The organism is Peterkaempfera bronchialis (assembly GCF_003258605.2).
GTDB classification, from domain to species: Bacteria; Actinomycetota; Actinomycetes; order Streptomycetales; family Streptomycetaceae; genus Peterkaempfera; species Peterkaempfera bronchialis.
The window spans coordinates 3,274,495-3,294,156 of the sequence record NZ_CP031264.1 but is presented as its reverse complement, the minus strand read 5'-3'; the positions used below and the strand labels follow the sequence as shown (position 1 = coordinate 3,294,156).

The window sequence follows — 19,662 nt, the reverse complement described above, 5'->3', positions numbered from 1 at the left end:
CAGATCGTCCAGCTTCGTGCCGGAGGTGTAGTCAGTCTGAACAGTCACGTTCGCTCCCAGTCCGCTTGGGGGTAGCGGGGCTGTTGGTAGCCAGGGCGGGGGCCAGTGGTGCTACACCGTCGCGCGGACGGTCAGTAGGTCGGAAAGGGAGATCCGGAGAGCCACGGGCCATGCGGCGAGGCAGTAGCGCCCGGTGTGGTCGGCGGCGTAGATCTTGACCGGGTCGCCCCGGGCAAGCTGGGCCAGTGCGGCGGCCTGGCGGTCGTCGTCGGCACGCCAGTCCCGTAACTGCTGCGGTACGTCGGGGAGTCCGTCCGGCATCCGGGTCACGCAGGCGCCGACGGTCCCGCCGGGGTCGGGGTCCAGCCCGTCCGCGATGCGGAGGGCCTGGCCGCGCAGTCAGCGCAGCGCCAAGCGGCGGTTTGCTGCGGCGTGCCGGCCAAGGACGACACTGACCATCCGGTCGTACCCGCCATACGGCTGCCCCTCCCCGGTGACTTCGGTGCGGTAGGCGGTCAGCGTCGACATGCCCCGCCCCGTCGGGCCGTCTTGCCCTTCACCATGAGCCACGGCTGCTCGGTCACCTGGGCGCGGGTCACCAGCCCCCCGTGCCTGCGGCTTTGGGCGTTGGCCTCGGCAGCCCTGGCCCGCAGTTGCTCACTCACTCCGGCGGGCTCCACCTTGGCCGGGTCGGCGTGCCACCAGCTACCACCGCCCGGCGGACGCAGCAGCCAACCACCATTCGCGGCGCCCTGGTACTCGCCTACCTTGCCGGCTCCGGTGTCGAGCACCAGGGCGCCTACCTCCGGGACCGGGTGAGATGTGGTGTCGGCCGGGGCAGTGGCATGCTCCTGGTCGTCTTGCTCCTTGTCCGGGCGCAAGTCATCGAAGTACGGGACGTCGGTGGTGGTCGCCATGGTGAGGTCTCCACTGTTGGGGGCGGACCCTCCAAGGATCACTTGGGGGAGAGCCCCCTCACCAGTGGCATGTCTAGGGGCATCATGTAGTCATGACACTCGGACGGTTGATCAAGGAGCTTCGCACGGCGCATAGTTGGTCCCAGTCTCGGTTAGCTTCCGAGCTGTCGAAGTCAGCCCCGGGGTATGCCATGACGCGGGAGTACGTTTCTCGTTGGGAATGCGACCGGGTTCGGCCAGGATCTTTCTGGCTTCGGCATCTCGCCGCAGTTCTGGAGGTACCCCTTGCACTCCTGGAGAACGAATTGAAACGTCGGACCTTCTTTACGGATGTTGCAGCCTTGGCCATAGCCCCCATCGTGGCCTCGGACCTAATTGAGGCCGGATTCGCTGCACGTCTAGGGCGCCTTGGCCCCGCCCCGGATGCATGGGAAGAAAAGCTGACATCCTACGGTGCCGATTACATGTCCATGGGGGCGGCTGATATTCAGCGAAGCCTTGCCGGTGAACTGGTGGTCATCCAGCAGCAGCTAGAAGAACCTAGACTGTGGGCTGTCGCAGCGAGGCTTATGACCCTGTATGCGAAGACGTTCCCGGGCTCCGACGGGTCTAAGGCGCTGGTTTGGTACCGGATGGCCGTTGAGGCTGCCGACCGTTCAGGAGACGAAGAGTCTCGTGTTTGGGTGCGAGGTAGGGCCGCCATCGCGCTTGGCTATGAAGGTGCATCCCTCCCTGTTGCTAACCTGCTAGCCAAGCAGGCGCAGGAGATTTCAAAGGCGCCGAGCCTCGGCCTACTCAACGCCGTCATGGGGCGTGCGCATGTGGCCGCGATCGGAGGGGATCGAGGGAAAGCCCTCGAACTAGCCGAAGAAGGTCGCAGGATCTTCGATCTCGTTGGATCCCACCAACAAACCTCTGACTACGCGGTGCCAAATTGGCGCATGAACGTCTTTCGCAGCCTTCTCTTTGCTCGACTGGGAGACGAGAGGAAAGCGCAAGAAGCGCAGGAATCAGCCTTTGCGGAACTGCCAGATGCATTGCCGCGATTTGCTACTCATTTGGAGATGCATAGAGGTCTGATGATGGCCCGGGCGGGAGACGGTCCCGGAGGAATCGCATATGCGCAGGCTGCCCTCGAAAAACTGCCACCAGAAAAGCATTCATTGACTCTCAGAATGCTTATGGAAGAGATCAAGGGCTGAGCGCCCCAAGCCCCCGCCACCCAGTTCCAGGGTGACGGGGCCGAGTGCTGCCAGGCCGCGTCGGCGTAGGACGGGAACGCTCCCACGACTTCGAATGTCAACCCCAGCGGGGCCGCCTGGTTGGGCGTCCGGTCGTGAGGTACACGTCCCAGGCTTCATCAGCGACCAGTACCGCGAGTGCTCCCCGCGCCTGCGGGGATGGACGTGACCCTGTCGGTCCCGGTGCCGGAAACCCCCCTCCTCATTGTCACGGCCATGCCTTACGCTGCCCGAAAGCATCCGCGCCCCGTGCGTCACCGCATGTCGGCGGTCAGTGTCCGGGCGTTGTGCGGTGCTCTCAACTCCCGGTGCTCCGCCGGGTTTCCTTGTGGGGGTATCAACACTGTGCGCACGCGCAGCATCTCGACCGCGACAGCGCTCGCGGTCCTCTTCAGCTCGGCGGCGCTGACCGTCACCGCAGCCGGATCCGCCTCGGCCGCCTCCGCCGCAGTCGCCTCGCCGGGCGGCATCGTCGCGGACGGCGCCCTGCACAGGGTCTTCGTCGGCGACCACTCGGCTGGGAAGATCCTGGCAGCCGACTACACCGGCGCCCTCGTCGGCTCGGTGAGCGGCATCAGCAGGGTCGCCGGTCTGGCGCTGTCCGACGACGGCGCCACCCTGTACGCGGCTGCGGAGGGCAGTCACGAGATCGTGGCGCTCGACGCGGCAACCCTCCATGTGAAGGCCCGCTACCGCGTCGCCACCGACACGGGCCCGCGCCACGTCGCCTTCGCGGGTGGCAAGGTCTGGTTCACGTACGGCGACCAGTGGGACGGTGACCTGGGCTCGGTCGACCCGGAGGCGGACCCGGCGAGCGGTGCCGACGTGGTGACGCTCGGGCTGTTCCCGGAGTCGTCTCCCGGGCTCTGGGGCCCGGCACTCCTCGACACCGACCCGTCCGAGCCCGGCCTGCTGGCTGTCGCCCAGAGCGGCCTCTCCTCGGACTCGATGGCTGTCGTCGACGTCTCCGGCACGACGCCGCAGTTGACCGCCTGGCACCACGGCGACTACACGCTGAACAGCGGCATCCGGGACATCGACCTCGTGCCCGGCACCTCGCAGGTGCTGGTCAACGGCACACAGCGGGACGCCTACGCGGACGGGGACTTCACCGCCGCCGGCGCCTACCCCTCCGGGCAGCAGGCCGACATCTCCCCGAGCGGACTGGTCGCCCAGGTCTCAGGCACCAATGTGGCGGTCTACCGTCCGGGTGCCACCAAGCCGGTCCGCACCTATGCAATGGGCGCGTCGGGCACGGCCGCACTGACGTGGGCTCCGGACTCCTCACGGATCTTCGCACTGGCGGGGACGGGCAGCGGCTACACCCTCAAGGCACTCACCGGCCCGACGCTGAACGTCCCGAGCCTGACGGTGAACGCCCCGTCGACCGCGACACGCGGCAAGCGGCTCACCGTGACCGGGAAGCTGTCGGCGACGGTACCGCTGCCGAACGGCGTCAAGCTGAAGGTCACCCGTACCGACCTGGAGAGCCCCAACGGCAAGGCGCTGCCCGCCGTCACCGTGAAGGCGGACGGTTCGTACACCTTCACCGACACCCCGCCGGCCGGTGGCACGGTCACCTACAAGGTCGCCTACGCGGGCGACACCCAGCACACGGCCGTCAGTGCGTCCGACAAGGTGGCGGTCTCCCGTACGGCGCCGACGCTGACCCTGAACAACAACCGCAAGGTCTACGACTACGGCAAGCACGTCTCCTTCACCGCGCACCTGGGCACGACGTACAAGAACCGCACGGTCGAGATATGGGCGGACCCCTACGGCGGCGACAAGCCCAACAAGCTGCTGAAGACCGCGAAGGTCAACTCCAAGGGCAACATCTCCGTGACGGTCGACATGACGCGGAACACGGTCGTCGCCGCGGTCTTCAAGGGGGACGCCCGCACCGCGCCCAAGACGGTGAAGTCCACGGCGTACGCGAAGGTCAGGATCTCCACCGCCGTCACCAAGCACTACAAGACGGGCAAGATCGGTTCCACGTCGTACTACTGGTTCCACAAGAAGACCGACCCGGTGCTCACGACGACCATGACCTACTACAAGGGCCGTGAGCAGCGCTTCGACCTGCAGGTCTACTCGGGCGGAAAGTGGTACTCCGCCGGCTCGGAGTACTTCCTGCTCGCCGGCAACGGAAAGTCGGCCATACGCCTGGAGGCGCCGGGAGTATCCGGGATCAGGGCGCGGATGCGGTCGGTGTACGTCAAGGGGTCGTCCGGCGACTCCCTGAACTCGACGACGTACGGCCCCTGGAAGTACCTGTACTTCTCCAACTAGCCGAAGGCCGCCTGGGCGGCGTGGTGGCGGCGGACCCCACTCTCGTCCGTCCCCGCCACCACGCCGCCGGGAGTCAGCGAGCAGGCTGCCAGCCGAGGGCCGGGCCGAGTTCGGTGCTGATGTCGGTGAGGATCTGGACGTAGTCCTCGTGGTCGAAGGTGAAGGGCAGCGCGAACGCGACCTCGTCGACCTCCCGGAAGGCGGCGTCCGCGTAGAGCCGTTCGGCGATCTCGGCGGCGGGCCCGACGAGATCGGGCGCGAACATCATGCGGGCGGGCCCCTGCGGCGTGGCGGTCCGGGGTGTCCGCTTCCGGGCGTACTCCTCGTACTTGGCGCGCTGCTCCGGCGAAGCGGTGTCGGTCGGAATGACGACGAGTCCCTGCGACACGCGGGCGCGGGCGCCGTCGGGGTGGTGGGCACGGAACGTCCGGATGTGCGAGAGCTGGATCTCGGCGAAGTCCTCGGACTCCTCCGCCTTGACGACGCTGCTGGTCAGCAGGTTCATCCCGTGCTCACCGGCCCACCGCGCCGACCGCAGGCTCGCGCCGCCGTACCACATGCGGCGGCCCAGGCCGGGAGCGTGCGGCTGGACGCGGTCGGAGTAGACCTCGAAGCCCTCGATCCCGCTGAAGTCGCTGGCGGGTTCGCCGCGTACGAAGTGCAGCAGCCGCTCCACCCGTGCATAGCCGAAGTCCTCCAGGTCGGCGGTGTCGGGGTAGAGCGCGTCTTTGACCTGGTCGTAGTGGGTCGGCGGGCCGACGCTGACCCCGGGGTTCAGCCGGCCCCCGGACAGGATGTCGACCGTCGCCAGGTCCTCGGCCAGCCGCAGCGGATTCTCCCAGCCCAGCGGAATGACCGCCGTGCCCAGCTCGATACGGCTGGTGCGCTGTGAGGCCGCCGCCAGCACGGCGATGGGGGAGGAGATGCCGTACTGCATATGACGGTGCCGCACCCACGCACTGTCGAAGCCCAGCCGCTCGCCCAGTGCGATGATCTCCAGCGTCGACTCGTGCCCCCGCCGGGGATCGACCTGGTCGAACAGCCCGATCGTCAGAAACCCCAGCTTCCGCAGTGGCTCCGAGGTCAGCGGCATGGGGCTCCTCCATCGTCTGCGGCATGCTCTGCCCAGCACCGAACCACCCCGATGATGTCAGGTCACCGCCGCGCGCGCCCCGCCGATGCCGACACCACCTCAACCGTCCGCACCGACACGGCGAACCGGCGAACCGGCGAACCGGCGAACCGGCGACGCAGCACGCCGCCGGTTCCGTGTTCCGTGGCTCCGTGCCTCAGGCCAGGGGGCCGTAGAGCCAGTTGCCCGCCGCGTCGGCCTCCGGGCTGATGTAGTACTGGCGGATGGCGGCGAGGAGCTCATCGACGCTGAGCTTGCCGTTGCCGTTGGTGTCCAGCCTCCGGAACGCGGCGGCCCGGTCCGCGGGCTCGGTACGGAACACCTCCTGCCATGCCTGGAACTCCTGCTCGTCCACCTCACCGTCCCCGTCGGTGTCGAGCAGCGCGCAGACCGCCTCGGCCAGGGGCCGGAACGATGCGTCGAAGCCCTCGGCGGAGGTGATGAACGCGCCGGTCATGCTCGCGCGGTACTCCTCGGGCGAGAGCTTCCCGTCCCCGTCCAGGTCGGCGACGGCCGAGAGGGCATCCCAGAAGCGCGCCATCCCGTCCATCAGCGCGGTGCCCTTGGGGGAGGTGGCGGGCTCGCCGAACCTGGTCAGCAGCTGGGAGCCGAGGGTGAGCAGGTCCTCGCGGTCGATCGAGCCGTTGTCGTCGGTGTCGAAGTGCCCGAAGCAGACATCGATCTTGTGGTGCAGCAGGGGGGTGCCGGAAAGCGTGGTCATGGGCCATGCCTCTCTCATGTGCGAGCACTGCTCTGGTCGTGGTGGAACCCGGCAGCGGCGAGGTGGTCGAAGTGCGCCGCCTCGCCGCTGCCGATGCTGATCCCCTGGAGCCGGGTGGTGCGCAGGAAGGGGATGTTGGCCTCGCCGAACACCCCGCCGGAGAGCCCCGTACCGCCGATGATGGGGAGGACGGGCAGGGTGCCGATGTGGCTGTCGTTGACCTTCAGCACGCCGCCGTTGGTCACCTCGTCGGTGAACCGGTCGATGACGTACGGGTCGTGCGCCCACAGGGAGTTGCGCAGTCCGTACCGGTTCGCATTGACGAAGGAGATCACGGACTCCAGCAGGTGACGGTCGGCCGCCGCCGACTCAGCAGCCGGTGCCGACTCAGCGGCCGGTGCGCTCTCAGGCACGATCACGCACATCAGCGGGAAGAACGTCTCCTCGGCGACCGCCCGCATCGCCGCCGCCTCCCGCAGCCCCCGTACGCGCAGCAGCACCGGTCTGATGAACGGCCCCCGGAGCGACGGCCTGCCCCGTACGTCGACCAACTCGCCCCCGCAGAGCAGCTCGGCGCCCCTGGCCACGGCATCGTCCAGCACGTCCTTGCACTGGGAGCGCTTGACCACGGGGGTGAGTACGACCTCGGGGTCCTCGGGCGGCCCCACCCGCAGCGCCGCCACCCGGCTGCGCACCAGCTCGGTGAACTCCTCGGCCACCGCCGGGTGGACCAGCGCGAACTTCGGCGCGAGGCAGAGCTGCCCCGACCCCTGGTACCGCTCCAGCGCCGCGTCGGCCGCCTGCGGCAGATCCGCGTCCCGCCACACCACCAGGGCGTCGTTCCCGGCCAGTTCCATGATGGGCTTCTTGCCGTGCTCCAGGCAGGACCGGGTGAGCTCGGCGCCCTGGTTGGAGCCGCCGAAGAAGAAGATGTCGTCGCAGTCGGGCGAGGCCAGCCAGGTCCGCAGCACCGGCCGCGCCGGCGCGCAGAGCACGCTGAGCATGCCGGGCGGGGCCCCGTACTCCGCCAGCAGCGGGGCGACCAACTCATGGAAGAGGTACGCGACGCTCAGCGGAACCGACGGCGGGGCGTTGACGATCAGCGCGTTCCCCGCCGCCAGGGTCGGGACCCCGGCCAGGGCGGTGAGCACGGGGGCGTTGCGCGCCGGGTCGAGGCACACCACGCCGTCCGGCTTGCGCACCAGCCGCACCCGCCGACCCGCCTGCCTGCCCTCCCACACCATGGCCGCCCGCGCATGGTCCACCGTCTCCGGATGCGTCAGGTTCAGCGCCGCCGACAGCGCCCAGCCGGCCACCCGTACGGGATGCCCCTCGGACACCAGGACCGCGATGAACTCCTCCGCCCGGTCCCGCAGCAGGCGGTGGAACGCGCGGACGAAGTCCAGCCGCCGCTCCAGCGGCACCCGCGCCCAGGCAGGCTGCGCCTCGCGGGCCAACGACAGCGCCGCAATCGCCTGCGCCCCCGTGGACCGGGCCACCCGCCCGACCAACCGCGGATCGGCGTGATCCTCCGGCTCGGCCCGGCAGTGGTCGAGGCGTGCCTTGAGCGCAAGCACGTCGTACGTCTCGTCCAGCATCGCGCTGCTCCTGGGCCAGTGCACCCAGCCCTCACCGGGCTCGGGCACACCGCCCAGCAGCACGGGATAGGTAGGCAGCGCCGCACCGGGAGATCGGGTCACGCCTCGAATTCTTCGCGGCCACCCACAGCCCCCACCGGCCCGAACTGACTTATTACCCTGAACGAGTGATATTTCCCCTTGGCCGGATTCAGCCTTGCCAAGGCAACGACTCTTGGGCTGGGACCTTTTTCGGAGCTCGGGAGCTGAACCGGGGTACCACCGTCCAGGCACGCGGCACCGACCGGCTCACCGGAGCAGGCGTCCCCGTAGACCAGCCTTCCTCGTCGGGCGGATCCTCCTCAGCGGTCGGTGGCGAGTCAGGGTCCGTCGACAGCCACGGCGGCGCGACCGCTCTGTGCAACGACGGCACCCTCTCGTACAGCGCACACCACCGCGGCACCTGCTCCCACCACCATGGCGTCGCCGTCCGGTACCGCTGACCCACCTCCGGCAGGGTGCGGCCACCGGGACAGTGCGCTCCTTGCACGCGGACAGCTGGGGCAGGGTGATCTCGAACCTGCGGTCGCCACGGCCATGGGCATTCCTGCCGGCCTGTCGGCCCACCCCCGGGCCGCCGGCACGACATTGGACAGCTTGGGCGGCGGCAGCGCGCCCGCGCGGGCCTGGCACCAGTACGTCCACGACACTCGGAGCGTCACCACACGACGGCCACCCTGGGGTGGTGGTCGGGTACGACGGGGGTGCGCCGGTGGGGTACGCCTACGGCAATACCGCCGGGCCGGAGGACCGCTGGTGGGCGCGGATGGCCAGGCCCGTGCCGGCCGGGCGCGTCTCTTCTCCCGCGTTCGCCCTTAAGGAGATCGGTGTCCGCACGCCATGGCGCGGCACCGGCGCGGCCCGGTGCATCCACGACGCAATGGTCACCAGGCGCCCCGAGCAGCAGGTCACCTTGATGGTCAACCCGGCTGCCGGGGACGGCAAAAACCTGGCACTGCCATGATCCGCCCCCGCCGACCGGACGACGGCGACCGCTGACCAACGCCTCGGGTCGCTGTCGCGGCGGATGCGCCAGGACGGCGGCGAGTTCGCGGCGCCGGTGCCCGGCCAGCTTCCTCAACCAGCCCAGTGCGGGGCGCACGTGCGCTGTGATGCTGTGCGGCGGCGGCTTCTGGGCATCCCGCTGGCATTTCGGTGTACGACCGTATGGTTGACGCATGGATCTCGATGAAGATGCGAGTGGATTGCTCCAGAAATGATGCATTCACGTCGTACGTCCGTATCTGCAGAAGTCATCGAAACCAGCACCTTCGGTCTCCAAACGCGCAGGTCAATTAGTGTGCTCCCCGCGCCTGCGGGGATGGCCCCGCCTCCCCGGTCGGCGTCGACTCGGCGACGACGTGCTCCCCGCGCCTGCGGGGATGGCCCCCTCGACACGGTCGTGGGCGACGCCGCCGCCGTGTGCTCCCCGCGCCTGCGGGGATGGCCCCGTGTGCAGGCCGGCGACGCTGCCGGTCTCGTAGTGCTCCCCGCGCCTGCGGGGATGGCCCCCCTGTCGCAGACCCGCGACGGCTGGGATGTGGGTGCTCCCCGCGCCTGCGGGGATGGCCCCTCGCAGTCCTGCTTGAGGCGGCCGCGCTGGGGGTGCTCCCCGCGCCTGCGGGGATGGCCCCCTCACGCATCCTGGATCGATCCCGTGTAGGCAGTGCTCCCCGCGCCTGCGGGGATGGCCCCGGCCAGGCCTCCAGGCGGGGCCTGGTGTACGGGTGCTCCCCGCGCCTGCGGGGATGGCCCCCAGGGTGGATCGGCAGGAGGTCTGCCTTGCGGGTGCTCCCCGCGCCTGCGGGGATGGCCCCTCCCAGGGACCCTTCGTCCACATGACGTGATGGTGCTCCCCGCGCCTGCGGGGATGGCCCCGCTGAGGTCTACGTCGACTGCCAGAACCGATTGTGCTCCCCGCGCCTGCGGGGATGGCCCCTGCTTCGTGGTCTCGACCGCCTGCTGCCCGAAGTGCTCCCCGCGCCTGCGGGGATGGCCCCGACGATCAGCAGACCCGAAACGACATCACGGTGTGCTCCCCGCGCCTGCGGGGATGGGGCCTGTTTGGATCGTCACCCCCCAAGGGCGTCTCCGAGTGCTTTCGAACCCGCAGGGATGCCACGTCGGGAACTCCGGCAGGGAACCTGCCGCTCGTGACCCGGCAGAGGCAGGCCCGATGCCGCCTCCAGGGCGGGCTGCCGCGCGTGGCGGCCGGAGGCATATTGCGCCTGACAGTATTGGTCATTTGAATTCGTGATTGGGCGTCACCTATCACGCGAAGAACGATTATGGTCAAAATCGATCGCTCGGGCCAGGAGCGCTCATCGTTGTCAGACCCAGAGTGTTCAATGCCGTCATGCACGAGGAAACACCTCCCCAGACCAACGGCCGATGGGCGCGGTTGAGCCGCGCTGCGCGGACCGTCTGGGCGAAGCATGACCGCGCCACGGAGACGTGGTTGCCGTTGTGGCGGCATCTGGCCGACAGTGCGGCTGTGGCGGGGTTGCTGTGGGATCGGTGGTTGCCTCGGAATGTGAAGGAGATGGTCGCCGAGGTGCTTCCGGGCGGGGCGGACGACGCGCGGCGGCTGGCGGTGTGGTTGGCGGGAACGCACGACATCGGGAAAGCGACACCGGCATTTGCATGCCAGGTGGACTCGTTGGCGGACGCAATGATCGCGGCCGGGCTCCGCATGCGTACGCAGAGGCAGTATGGCGAGGACCGCAAGATGGCCCCCCACGGGCTGGCGGGGCAGCTGCTCCTTCAGGAGTGGCTGGTCAAGCGGCATGGCTGGACGGGGCGTGCGGTAGGCCAGTTCGGCATCGTCGCGGGTGGGCATCACGGCGTGCCGCCCGACCACTCGCAGATCCACGACCTCATGGTGCACCCGGAATTGCTGCGGACGCCGGGGGCGGCGGAGACCACGTGGCACCAGGTGCAGACGGAACTGCTCGACGCCTGCGCCGAGACCTACGACGTGGCGGGACGGCTCGGGGACTGGCGGAAGGTGAAACTGCCGCAACCGGTCCAGGTGCTGCTGACAGCGCTGGTGATCGTTTCGGACTGGATCGCCAGCAACCCCGATCTCTTCCCCTACTTTCCGGAGGCTCACCCGCGCAGTGACGAGGAGCGGGTCAAGGCGGCATGGGCGGGGCTTCGCCTGCCGCCGCCCTGGACTGCCGCCGAACCGACCCTGCCCGCAGCCGAGTTGATCGCCTCGCGCTTCGACCTCCCGCCGGGTGCGCGGGTGCGGCCGGTCCAGGAGGACGCGGTCCGGCTGGCGAGGGAGATGCCGGAACCCGGCCTGATGGTCATCGAGGCGCCGATGGGCGAGGGGAAGACCGAGGCGGCCCTGGCCGTGGCGGAGATCTTCGCGGCTCGGAGCGGTGCGGGTGGCTGCTATTTCGCGTTGCCGACGATGGCCACGAGCAATGCGATGTTTCCGCGCCTCCTGGCCTGGCTGGACCGTCTGCCGTCCGACACCCTCGCGGCGGGTGACCGATCGGTCCTGCTGGCGCACGCCAAGGCGGCGTTGCAGAAGGACTATGCACTGCTGATGCGCAAAAGCCGCCAACGGATCGCAGCCGTGGACCAGTTCGGACAGGAGGATGACCCGCGCCGGAGCGGCTGCAAGGCGGACGGTCGCGAAGTCGGTACCACTGCCGCGCCCGCCGACCTGATCGCCCACCAATGGCTGCGGGGCCGGAAGAAGGGCCTGCTCGCGTCGTTCGCGGTCGGGACGATCGACCAGTTGCTGATGGTCGGGCTCAAGAGCCGCCATCTCGCTCTGCGCCACCTGGCCATGGCGGGCAAGGTCGTCGTCATCGACGAGGTGCACGCGTACGACACCTATATGAACAGTTACCTGGATCAGGTGCTGTCATGGCTGGGGGCCTACCGGGTGCCCGTGGTGGTGCTGTCCGCGACATTGCCCGCGTCCCGGCGCCGCGAACTGGTCGAGGCGTACACGGGCACCAGCGTAGGCGCGGCTGTCGTCGCGGACATCGAGGCCGCCGAAGGCTATCCGCTGCTGACGGCCGTGTCGCCTGGCAGCGGGCAACCGGCCGTGCTGGCGGCGAGGCCGGCCGCCTCCGGGCGCAGGGCCGACGTGGCGTTGGAGCGGCTGGGCGACGACTACGACCTGCTCGCCGATCGCCTGGGTGCGGAACTGGCGGAGGGCGGCTGTGCGCTGGTCGTGCGCAACACCGTCGACCGGGTGATGGAGACGGCCGCCTGCCTGCGAGCACGGTTCGGCGCCGAGCAGGTGACCGTTGCCCACGCCCGGTTCGTCGACGTGGACCGAGCGCGGAAGGACGCCGACCTGCTGGCGCGTTTCGGCCCACCGGACCAGGACGGTACCTCTCCGGCTCGCCCGCGGCAGGCGCACATCGTGGTGGCGAGCCAGGTGGTGGAGCAGTCGCTCGACGTGGACTTCGATCTGCTGGTGACCGACCTCTGCCCGGTGGACCTGCTGCTCCAGCGCATGGGCCGACTGCATCGCCACCCGCGCGCCGACCGCCCACGCCGGCTGCGGAGCGCCCGGTGTCTGGTCACCGGGGTCGACTGGCAGGCCCGCCCCGTACCGTCGCCGGTCCGAGGCTCCCGGACCATCTACCGCGCGTATCCGCTACTACGGTCCCTCGCCGTCCTGGCTCCCCACTTCGACCAGGGACAGGGGACGCCCGTACGCCTCCCCGAGGACATCAGCGGACTGGTGGGCAAGGCTTACGGCGCGGAAGACCCATGCCCCAAGGAGTGGGGTACGGCCACCGAGTCCGCGCTGGCCGAGGACGAGAAGCACCGCGAGGGACAGCGAAGCCGGGCGGCCGTCTTCCGGCTGGGCGATGTCCTCAAGCCGGGCAGGCCGTTGATCGGGTGGATCGACGCCGGCGTGGGTGACGCCGACGACAGCCGGACCGGCAGGGCCCAGGTGCGCGACAGCCGCGAAAGCCTGGAAGTCCTGGTGGTGATGCGCCGCTCGGACGGTGGCCTGATCACCCTGCCGTGGCTCGGCGACGGGCAAGGCGGGCTGGACCTGCCCACGGACGCCGCGCCGTCGCCGCGCGCCGCTCGTGCCGCCGCCGCGAGCGGCCTGCGGCTGCCCTACCACTTCTCGTTTCCGGAGCCTCTGGAGAAGGCGATCGGCGAACTGGAGCGGAACTGGTTCCCCGCCTGGCAGGAGAAGGAGAGCCACTGGCTGGCAGGGGAGTTGATCCTCGTGCTGGACGAGGACTGTAGGACCCGGCTCGCCGATTGGCATCTGCGGTACGACCCCGAGGAGGGACTGCTCGTGGCCCGCGACGACTCCGCAGAGGACACCGGGATGCCCGCAGCAAGGACGGCGCTGCCGCGCGTCGTCGGCCCGCCGTCGTTCAATCTGGTCGACCGCCCCTGGCTTCCGGCGCAACTCTCTGACGGCACCGAGCGCAGTCTGTCGCTGCTTGAGGTATTCGACCAGGCCCGGACCATTCGTCGGCTGGTCGGTGATCTGCCGACTCAGGAGTTCGCTCTGCTGAGGCTCCTGCTGGCCGTCCTGTACGACGCTGTCGACGGCCCTGAGGACATCGACGCCTGGGCGGAGCTATGGGAGAGCGACACGCCGTTCGCTCCGGTGGCGGACTACCTGCGGGAGCACCGGGAGAAGTTCGACCTGCTGCATCCGACCACTCCCTTCTTCCAGGTCGCCGACCTGCGCACCGCGAAGGACGAGGTCGCCTCGCTCAACCGGCTGGTGGCCGACGTGCCCAACGGCGAACCGTTCTTCACGATGCGGATGCCCGGCGTGGACCGCCTGTCGTTCGCCGAGGCGGCCCGCTGGCTGGTGCACGCGCAGGCGTATGACCCGTCGGGCATCAAGTCCGGTGCGGTGGGCGATCCCCGGGTGAAGTCCGGCAAGGGCTACCCACAGGGCGTCGGCTGGGCGGGGAACCTCGGCGGCGTGATGGTCGAGGCGGACACCCTGCACGAGACCCTGCTGCTCAACCTTGTCGCCCGCGACACCACCACGCTGGACCTTCGAGGCCGCGACGACCGGCCGGCCTGGCGCGCCGCACGGCCCCACGGCCCGGCCAAGGCCACCGACCTGGACAAGCGCCCATACGGGCTGAGGGACCTGTACACCTGGCAGTCCCGGCGCGTGCGACTGCACCACGACGCGGAAGGGGTGCACGGTGTCGTCCTCGCGTACGGCGACCCGCTCGCACCCCTCAACCTGCACCTCCAGGAGCCGATGACCGGCTGGCGTCGCAGCCCGGCCCAGGAGAAGAAGCACGGTCTCCAGCTGGCCTACCTTCCCCGTGAACACGATCCCGCGCAGTCGGCCTGGCGCGGTCTGCGCGGTCTGCTCGCCGGACGCGACCAGGGCGCTGAACAGCGCCAGGAGGGCCGGGACTACCTGCGCCCCCGGGTGCTCGAATGGCTGGCCCGACTGATCGTCGAGGGCGCGCTCCCGTCGCACCACCTCATCCGGGCCCGGACCATCGGCGCCCGGTACGGGACGCAGCAGTCGGTGATCGACGAGGTGATCGACGATGGCGTGCTGATGCCCGTGGTGCTGCTCCATGAGGGAGACCCGCGCTACGGGCAGGCTGCCATCGACGCGCTCGGCGACGGCGAGTCCGCGGTCAATGTGCTCGGAGACCTCGCCGCCGACCTCGCCCGGGCGGCGGGGGCCGAGGAGGAGCCCCGCAAAAGCGCCGCCCGCGACCTCGGGTTCGCCGCCTTGGACACGCCATTCCGGCGCTGGCTGTGCGACCTCGTACCCGGGACCGACCCCGTCCTCCAGCGCGATCGGTGGAAGCGTCGGCTGCGGACCCTCATCGGTGATCTCGGGACCTCCTTGCTGAACGATGCAGGGCTCTCCGCCTGGGAGGGCCGGGTGGTCTCGGGCCGTGGCGGCTCCGAGTGGCTGAACGACGCCGCCGCCGACCGGCGCTTCCGCCTCCGCCTGAACAAGCTCCTGACCACACCCGTGGAGGTGGAGGCATGACGACCAGCCCTCCCGTCCCCGCTGCCCCCGCTCCCGTCCCCGCCGTCCGCCGGGCGCCGCTCAGCCTGATCGGAAGCACCGTCGACAAGCACATCAGCCGTCTCCAGCGCGGCTACCTCGACGACCGCAGCGACGCCGTCGCCACCCTCGCGCGCCTGCGGCGCGGAGTCGGCCGGTCTGCGGGTGCGACCCCCGACCTGTGGGGCCTCACCGGCACCGAACCGCTCTACGCGGCGCACGAGAGCGGCGCGCTGACCGAGGAGGCGCTGCGCTGGGCGGACGAGGCGGCCCACGCCGCCGTCACCCTCTGGGCACTGCACCAGCAGGCCCACCACACGGCCCGCATGCACCGCCGCCACGGACTCGAACTCGGCACCGCCGTACGCCGGTTGCATCCGGGGACGGAGATCGATGAGCCGACCCGCAAGCGTTTTGTGCGTGCCGGAACGGCCACCACGCCCGCTGTCCTGGCCGGACGGCTGAGGGATCTCGTGCTGCTGCTGCGCCGCGACGACATCCCGCTCGACTACGGGCTGCTCGCCGACCAGTTGTACGGCTGGCAGCAGCCCGGCGGTCCGCAGCGCATCCGCCGCTCCTGGGGCCGCTCCTACCAGTTCGCGCACCGGACGGCCGACACCGCCACTCCGGACGCCACAGACCGACCCGATGACACCGACGGCACGACCCCGGAGGACGACACCCCGTGAGCCGCACCATCATCGATGTGCACGTCCTCCAGACCGTGCCGCCCAGCAACCTGAACCGCGACGACACCGGCAGCCCGAAGACCGCGGTGTACGGCGGAGTCCGGCGTGCCCGGGTCTCCAGCCAGGCGTGGAAGCGGGCGACCCGGCGAGCGTTCCAGGATCTGCTTGACCCGGCCGACCTCGGCGTCCGGACCAGGCGGGTCGCTGAGGTGCTGGCCGAGCGGATCACGGCGCAGGAACCGTCGTTGAGCGGCGACGAGGCCCTCGCGCTGGCGGCCGAGACCATCGCGGCGGCCACCGGATCGAAGATCGAGGTGCCCAAGCGCAAGGCGGAGAGCGCCAAGAAGAAGGGCGAGCCGGAACCGCCGCCGGAGTCCTCCTACCTGATGTTCCTCAGCGCACGCCAGCTCGACGGACTCGCCGCCCTCGCGATCGACGGAGCCGAGGACATCAAGGCGTTCCTGAAGGACAAGGAGAACAAGGCGCGTGCCAAGGAGATCGCCGACAGTCGGCACTCCGTGGACGTCGCTCTCTTCGGCCGGATGGTCGCCGACTCCGCCGACATCAATGTCGACGCCGCCGCCCAGGTCGCCCACGCCATCAGCGTCCACCAGGTCGAGAACGAGTCCGACTACTACACCGCCGTGGACGACCGCAATGAAAAGGAGGAGGAGACCGGCGCCGGCATGATCGGCACCGTCGACTTCAACTCCGCCACCCTCTACCGGTACGCGGCACTCGATGTCGACCGGCTGCGCGACAACCTCGGCGTCGGGCTGCGCGAGGACGAGCCGAAGACCGAACCGGTGCGCAGAGCGGTCCGCGCCTTCCTGCACGGCTTCATCTCCTCCATGCCGACCGGCAAGGTCAATACCTTCGGCAACCACACCCTCCCCGAGGCGGTGGTGGTCACTCTGCGCTCCGCCCGGCCGATCAGCTTTGTCGCCGCGTTCGAGGAGCCCGTTCTGCCCAAGCAGGATGTCGGCGGTCATCTGTACGGAGCCAGCGAGCAACTGGTCGCCCACGTCTCCGACATCGAGAGGGCCTACGAGGTCACCGCGGATCCCGCCTGGGTGCTACGCGTCGGCGCCGCCACCGAACGACTCGGAGCGCTCGGCACCGAGGTGACCCTGAGCGGACTGCTCGACTCCGTCGGCGACGCGGTGACCGAAAGGCTGAACGGCAAGGCATGAGCGTGCTGACCCTGCGCCTCGCCGGCCCTTTGCAGTCCTGGGGTTCGGCGGGCCGCTTCGCCCGGCGCACGACGGAACGGGTACCGACCAAGAGCGGCGTGCTCGGTCTGCTCGCCGCCGCCCAGGGCCGGGACCGCGTCGCAGATGTCTCCGACCTCGCCGCGCTGGCATTCGGCGTCCGCATCGACCAGCCCGGCACGCGCCTACGGGACTTCCAGACCGCACACCACGGTGACACGGGCAAGGCCATGCCCGTCTCGGAACGCTTCTACCTCGCCGACGCCGTGTTCGTGGCCGCCGTGGAGGGCGACGAGGCCCTGATCGCCGACCTGCACGCGGCCGTGCGGACCCCGCACTACCTGCCGTTCCTGGGTCGGCGCTGCTGCCCGCCCTCGCGCCCGGTCGACCTGAACACACACCGGGAGACGGACCTTCTGGGCGCACTGCGGACGGAGCCGTGGCAGGCGTCCGACCGGGTGCAACTTCGCCGGCGCAAGGAGAGACGCGTCGAACTGGAAGTGGTCAAGGAACTCCCGGCCGGCGAGGGTCCCGGCGACACCCTGCGCGACCAGCCGCTGAGCTTCGACTCCGGGCACCGCCGGTACGGACTGCGCAGCGTCCACTCGCACCGCGTCACCGTGCCCAACCCCCTCGCCGAGAAGCGTCCCCGCCCACCGGTCCAGGACCATGACCCGATGCTTGCGCTGGGTGACGCCTGATGTGGAGGACGACCATGCATGTGCAGGAAGGCGACTGATGTACCTGACCCGCTTCCGGATCAACACCGCGCGAATGGGAGCGCGCCGCCTGCTCACCTCACCGCAGGCACTGCACGCTGCGGTCATGGCGGCATTCGCGGAACGGGTCGCCCACTCCGGCCAGGGCCCGCGGGTGCTGTGGCGCATCGACAACACCGCAGACGGCGAGGTGCTGCTGTTTATCGTCAGCCCGGAGCGGCCCGACCTCACCCACCTCGTCGAGCAGGCCGGTTGGCCTGAAACGGGCCGCTGGCAGACCGCGCCCTATGGACCCTTCCTCGCCAAGCTCGCGGTCGGCGAGACATGGGCGTTCCGGCTGAGTGCCAACCCCGTTCACAGCATCCGCCGCACCCCGGACGAATCCACCAAGCGCACGGCGCACATCACCCCCCGCCACCAGGCGGACTGGCTGCTCGCACGCCAGGAACACGGCGGCTTCGCCGTCCTCGACCGGCCCGCAGCCCAGCCCGGCGACCTGGAAAGCGCGGGATACGAGCTCCTTGTGCACTCCCAACGCGAGCTGGCCTTCCGCAAGACCGACAGCTCCAGCGGCAAGCGCCTGGGCGTGAAGCTGACCCGGGTCACCTACGACGGACGACTGCGGGTCACCGACCCCGACGCGCTCCGTCGTACGCTCACCGCCGGGCTAGGCAAGGGGAAGGCATACGGCTGCGGTCTGATGACCCTTGCGCCGGTGGCGGTAGCGCCGGTGGCGGTGGGTCCATGACCACCGTCGGCCGGCGCCCCGCGTCCTCGCCGCGCCAGCTCACCCGCGTCGGAGACCGCCTCTCCTTCGTCTACCTGGAGCGGTGCACCGTCCACCGGGATGCCAACGCCATCACCGCCGAAGACGCGGAGGGCACCACGCACATCCCCTCCGCCACCATCGGCACCCTGCTGCTCGGCCCCGGCACCCGCATCACCCACCAGGCGATGAGCGTGCTCGGCGAGTGCGGCGCGGGGGTCGTCTGGGTCGGCGAACACGGGGTGCGCTACTACGCCGGAGGCCGCTCCCTCAGCCGCTCCTCCGCCCTGGTCGAAGCGCAGGCCGTGAAGTGGGCGAACCGCAACAGCCGACTCGACGTCGCCCGCGCCATGTACCGCCTCCGCTTCCCCGACGAGGACCCCTCCGGACTCACCCGGCAGCAACTCCTCGGCCACGAAGGCACCCACGTCAGGGACTGCTACCGCGCCCAGGCCGCCCGCACGGGAGTCCCCTGGCACGGACGGAAGTTCACCCCCGGCGACTTCACCGCCGGCGACCCGCCCAACCAGGCCATCACCGCCGCCGGCCAGTGCATGTACGGCATCGCGCAGGCCGTGATCGCCGCCCTCGGCTGCACGCCGGGACTCGGTTTCGTCCACTCGGGCCACGAACTGTCCTTCGCCATGGACGTGGCCGACTTCTACAAGACCGACATCGGCATCCCGCTCGCCTTCGACGTCGCCGCCGAAGGCGACGAGGACATCGGCCCCCGTACCCGCCGCGCGCTGCGTGACGTGATCAACGGTACAAAGCTCCTGGACCGCTGCGTGGCCGACATCAAGTCCTTGCTGCTCCCGGAGGCGCCCACCGAGGACGGCGCGACCGAGTACCCGGATCGCGTGATGCTCCAGTCCGACCGAGGCATGGAAGTCGCCTCGGGCCGCAACTACGCGGACGAGGTCATCTGGTGACCGTCATCGTCCTCACCCACTGCCCCGTCGGCCTGCGCGGCTTCCTCACCCGCTGGCTCCTGGAGATCTCCCCGGGCGTCTTCATCGGCAGCCCGTCCGCCCGCATCCGCGACGCCCTCTGGTCCGAGGTCAAGCAGTACGCCGACCAGGGCCGCGCCCTCCTCACCTACACCACCAACACCGAACAGGGCTACGCCTTCGAGACCCACGACCACAAGTGGCACCCCGTCGACCACGAAGGCCTCACCCTCATCCGCCGCCCCCACGACAAGCCCCCCGCCGCCTCTTCCGCCCCTCCCCGCGGCTGGAGCAACGCCTCCAAGCGCCGGCGTTTCGGCAGCCGGTAGTGCACTCCGACCGCGCTGCCTCCCCCGCACCCCAGGCGCGGCAGAGGCAGCG

The 19,662-nt window shown here is 69.9% G+C and carries 17 protein-coding genes and 1 CRISPR repeat array; of the genes, 11 read left to right on the top strand and 6 right to left on the bottom strand.

Annotated elements, in window-relative coordinates; translation table 11 throughout:
• Positions 1-111: 111 nt before the first annotated feature.
• The 3 genes from C7M71_RS14610 to C7M71_RS32895 all read right to left on the bottom strand — a co-directional run bounded on the left by C7M71_RS14610 (position 112) and on the right by C7M71_RS32895 (position 917).
• Entirely contained in the window at positions 112-330 is a 219-nt protein-coding gene (locus C7M71_RS14610) for a hypothetical protein (protein WP_111490084.1), read from the bottom strand.
• 69 nt (positions 331-399) lie between these two features.
• Positions 400-528: a hypothetical protein gene (locus tag C7M71_RS32620; RefSeq protein WP_265737657.1), complete on the bottom strand. Its 129-nt coding sequence runs from the start codon at positions 526-528 to the stop codon at positions 400-402.
• Entirely contained in the window at positions 516-917 is a 402-nt protein-coding gene (locus C7M71_RS32895) for a hypothetical protein (RefSeq protein WP_322975163.1), read from the bottom strand. Before C7M71_RS32895 ends, C7M71_RS32620 begins: the two co-directional genes overlap by 13 nt.
• 92 nt (positions 918-1,009) lie before the next feature.
• On the opposite strand from C7M71_RS32895, the gene C7M71_RS14600 reads away from it, so the two are divergent.
• Entirely contained in the window at positions 1,010-2,119 is a 1,110-nt protein-coding gene (locus C7M71_RS14600) for a helix-turn-helix domain-containing protein (protein ID WP_111490085.1), read from the top strand.
• A gap of 384 nt (positions 2,120-2,503) precedes the next feature.
• On the top strand, positions 2,504-4,450 hold the full coding sequence (locus tag C7M71_RS14595; RefSeq protein WP_111490086.1) for a YncE family protein: 1,947 nt from the start codon (positions 2,504-2,506) through the stop codon (positions 4,448-4,450).
• A gap of 73 nt (positions 4,451-4,523) precedes the next feature.
• On the opposite strand, the gene C7M71_RS14590 is transcribed toward C7M71_RS14595, so the two are convergent.
• From C7M71_RS14590 to C7M71_RS14580, 3 genes are all read right to left on the bottom strand, one after another.
• Entirely contained in the window at positions 4,524-5,543 is a 1,020-nt protein-coding gene (locus C7M71_RS14590) for an LLM class flavin-dependent oxidoreductase (protein WP_111490087.1), read from the bottom strand.
• Between the two features lie 196 nt (positions 5,544-5,739).
• Positions 5,740-6,303 (bottom strand): EF-hand domain-containing protein, encoded by a 564-nt coding sequence (locus tag C7M71_RS14585; RefSeq protein ID WP_111490088.1) that lies wholly within the window; start codon positions 6,301-6,303, stop codon positions 5,740-5,742.
• Positions 6,304-6,317: 14 nt separating this feature from the next.
• Positions 6,318-8,003, bottom strand: coding sequence for an aldehyde dehydrogenase family protein (locus tag C7M71_RS14580; protein ID WP_229758723.1), 1,686 nt, complete (start codon positions 8,001-8,003; stop codon positions 6,318-6,320).
• Between the two features lie 65 nt (positions 8,004-8,068).
• Between C7M71_RS14580 and C7M71_RS32615 the strand changes: the two genes are divergently transcribed.
• The 9 genes from C7M71_RS32615 (at position 8,069) to cas2e (ending at position 19,610) form a co-directional block, all read left to right on the top strand.
• A complete protein-coding gene (locus C7M71_RS32615; protein WP_265737656.1) occupies positions 8,069-8,383 on the top strand; it encodes a DUF3761 domain-containing protein in 315 nt (104 codons plus the stop codon).
• A 242-nt stretch (positions 8,384-8,625) separates the two neighbouring features.
• A complete protein-coding gene (locus C7M71_RS14570; RefSeq protein WP_162824249.1) occupies positions 8,626-8,904 on the top strand; it encodes a hypothetical protein in 279 nt (92 codons plus the stop codon).
• Positions 8,905-9,240: 336 nt separating this feature from the next.
• Positions 9,241-10,001: a CRISPR direct-repeat array (repeat unit 29 nt; unit sequence GTGCTCCCCGCGCCTGCGGGGATGGCCCC).
• A 295-nt stretch (positions 10,002-10,296) separates the two neighbouring features.
• Complete coding sequence (gene casA / locus C7M71_RS14565; RefSeq protein ID WP_111490098.1) at positions 10,297-14,928, top strand: type I-E CRISPR-associated protein Cse1/CasA; 4,632 nt, start codon at positions 10,297-10,299, stop codon at positions 14,926-14,928.
• Entirely contained in the window at positions 14,925-15,635 is a 711-nt protein-coding gene (gene casB / locus C7M71_RS14560) for a type I-E CRISPR-associated protein Cse2/CasB (RefSeq protein ID WP_111490090.1), read from the top strand. Before casA ends, casB begins: the two co-directional genes overlap by 4 nt.
• Positions 15,632-16,828, top strand: a complete 1,197-nt coding sequence (gene cas7e, locus C7M71_RS14555) for a type I-E CRISPR-associated protein Cas7/Cse4/CasC (protein WP_111490091.1) — start codon at positions 15,632-15,634, stop codon at positions 16,826-16,828. Before casB ends, cas7e begins: the two co-directional genes overlap by 4 nt.
• Positions 16,825-17,547 carry a type I-E CRISPR-associated protein Cas5/CasD gene (gene cas5e / locus C7M71_RS14550; protein WP_111490092.1) on the top strand — a complete coding sequence of 241 codons (723 nt, stop codon included), beginning with the start codon at positions 16,825-16,827 and terminating at the stop codon, positions 17,545-17,547. Before cas7e ends, cas5e begins: the two co-directional genes overlap by 4 nt.
• 37 nt (positions 17,548-17,584) lie before the next feature.
• On the top strand, positions 17,585-18,313 hold the full coding sequence (gene cas6e, locus C7M71_RS14545; protein WP_111490093.1) for a type I-E CRISPR-associated protein Cas6/Cse3/CasE: 729 nt from the start codon (positions 17,585-17,587) through the stop codon (positions 18,311-18,313).
• Positions 18,310-19,263 (top strand): type I-E CRISPR-associated endonuclease Cas1e, encoded by a 954-nt coding sequence (gene cas1e / locus C7M71_RS14540; protein ID WP_111490094.1) that lies wholly within the window; start codon positions 18,310-18,312, stop codon positions 19,261-19,263. The genes cas6e and cas1e overlap by 4 nt, the downstream gene beginning before the upstream one ends.
• Positions 19,260-19,610: a type I-E CRISPR-associated endoribonuclease Cas2e gene (gene cas2e / locus C7M71_RS14535; RefSeq protein WP_111490095.1), complete on the top strand. Its 351-nt coding sequence runs from the start codon at positions 19,260-19,262 to the stop codon at positions 19,608-19,610. Before cas1e ends, cas2e begins: the two co-directional genes overlap by 4 nt.
• Positions 19,611-19,662: the final 52 nt, after the last annotated feature.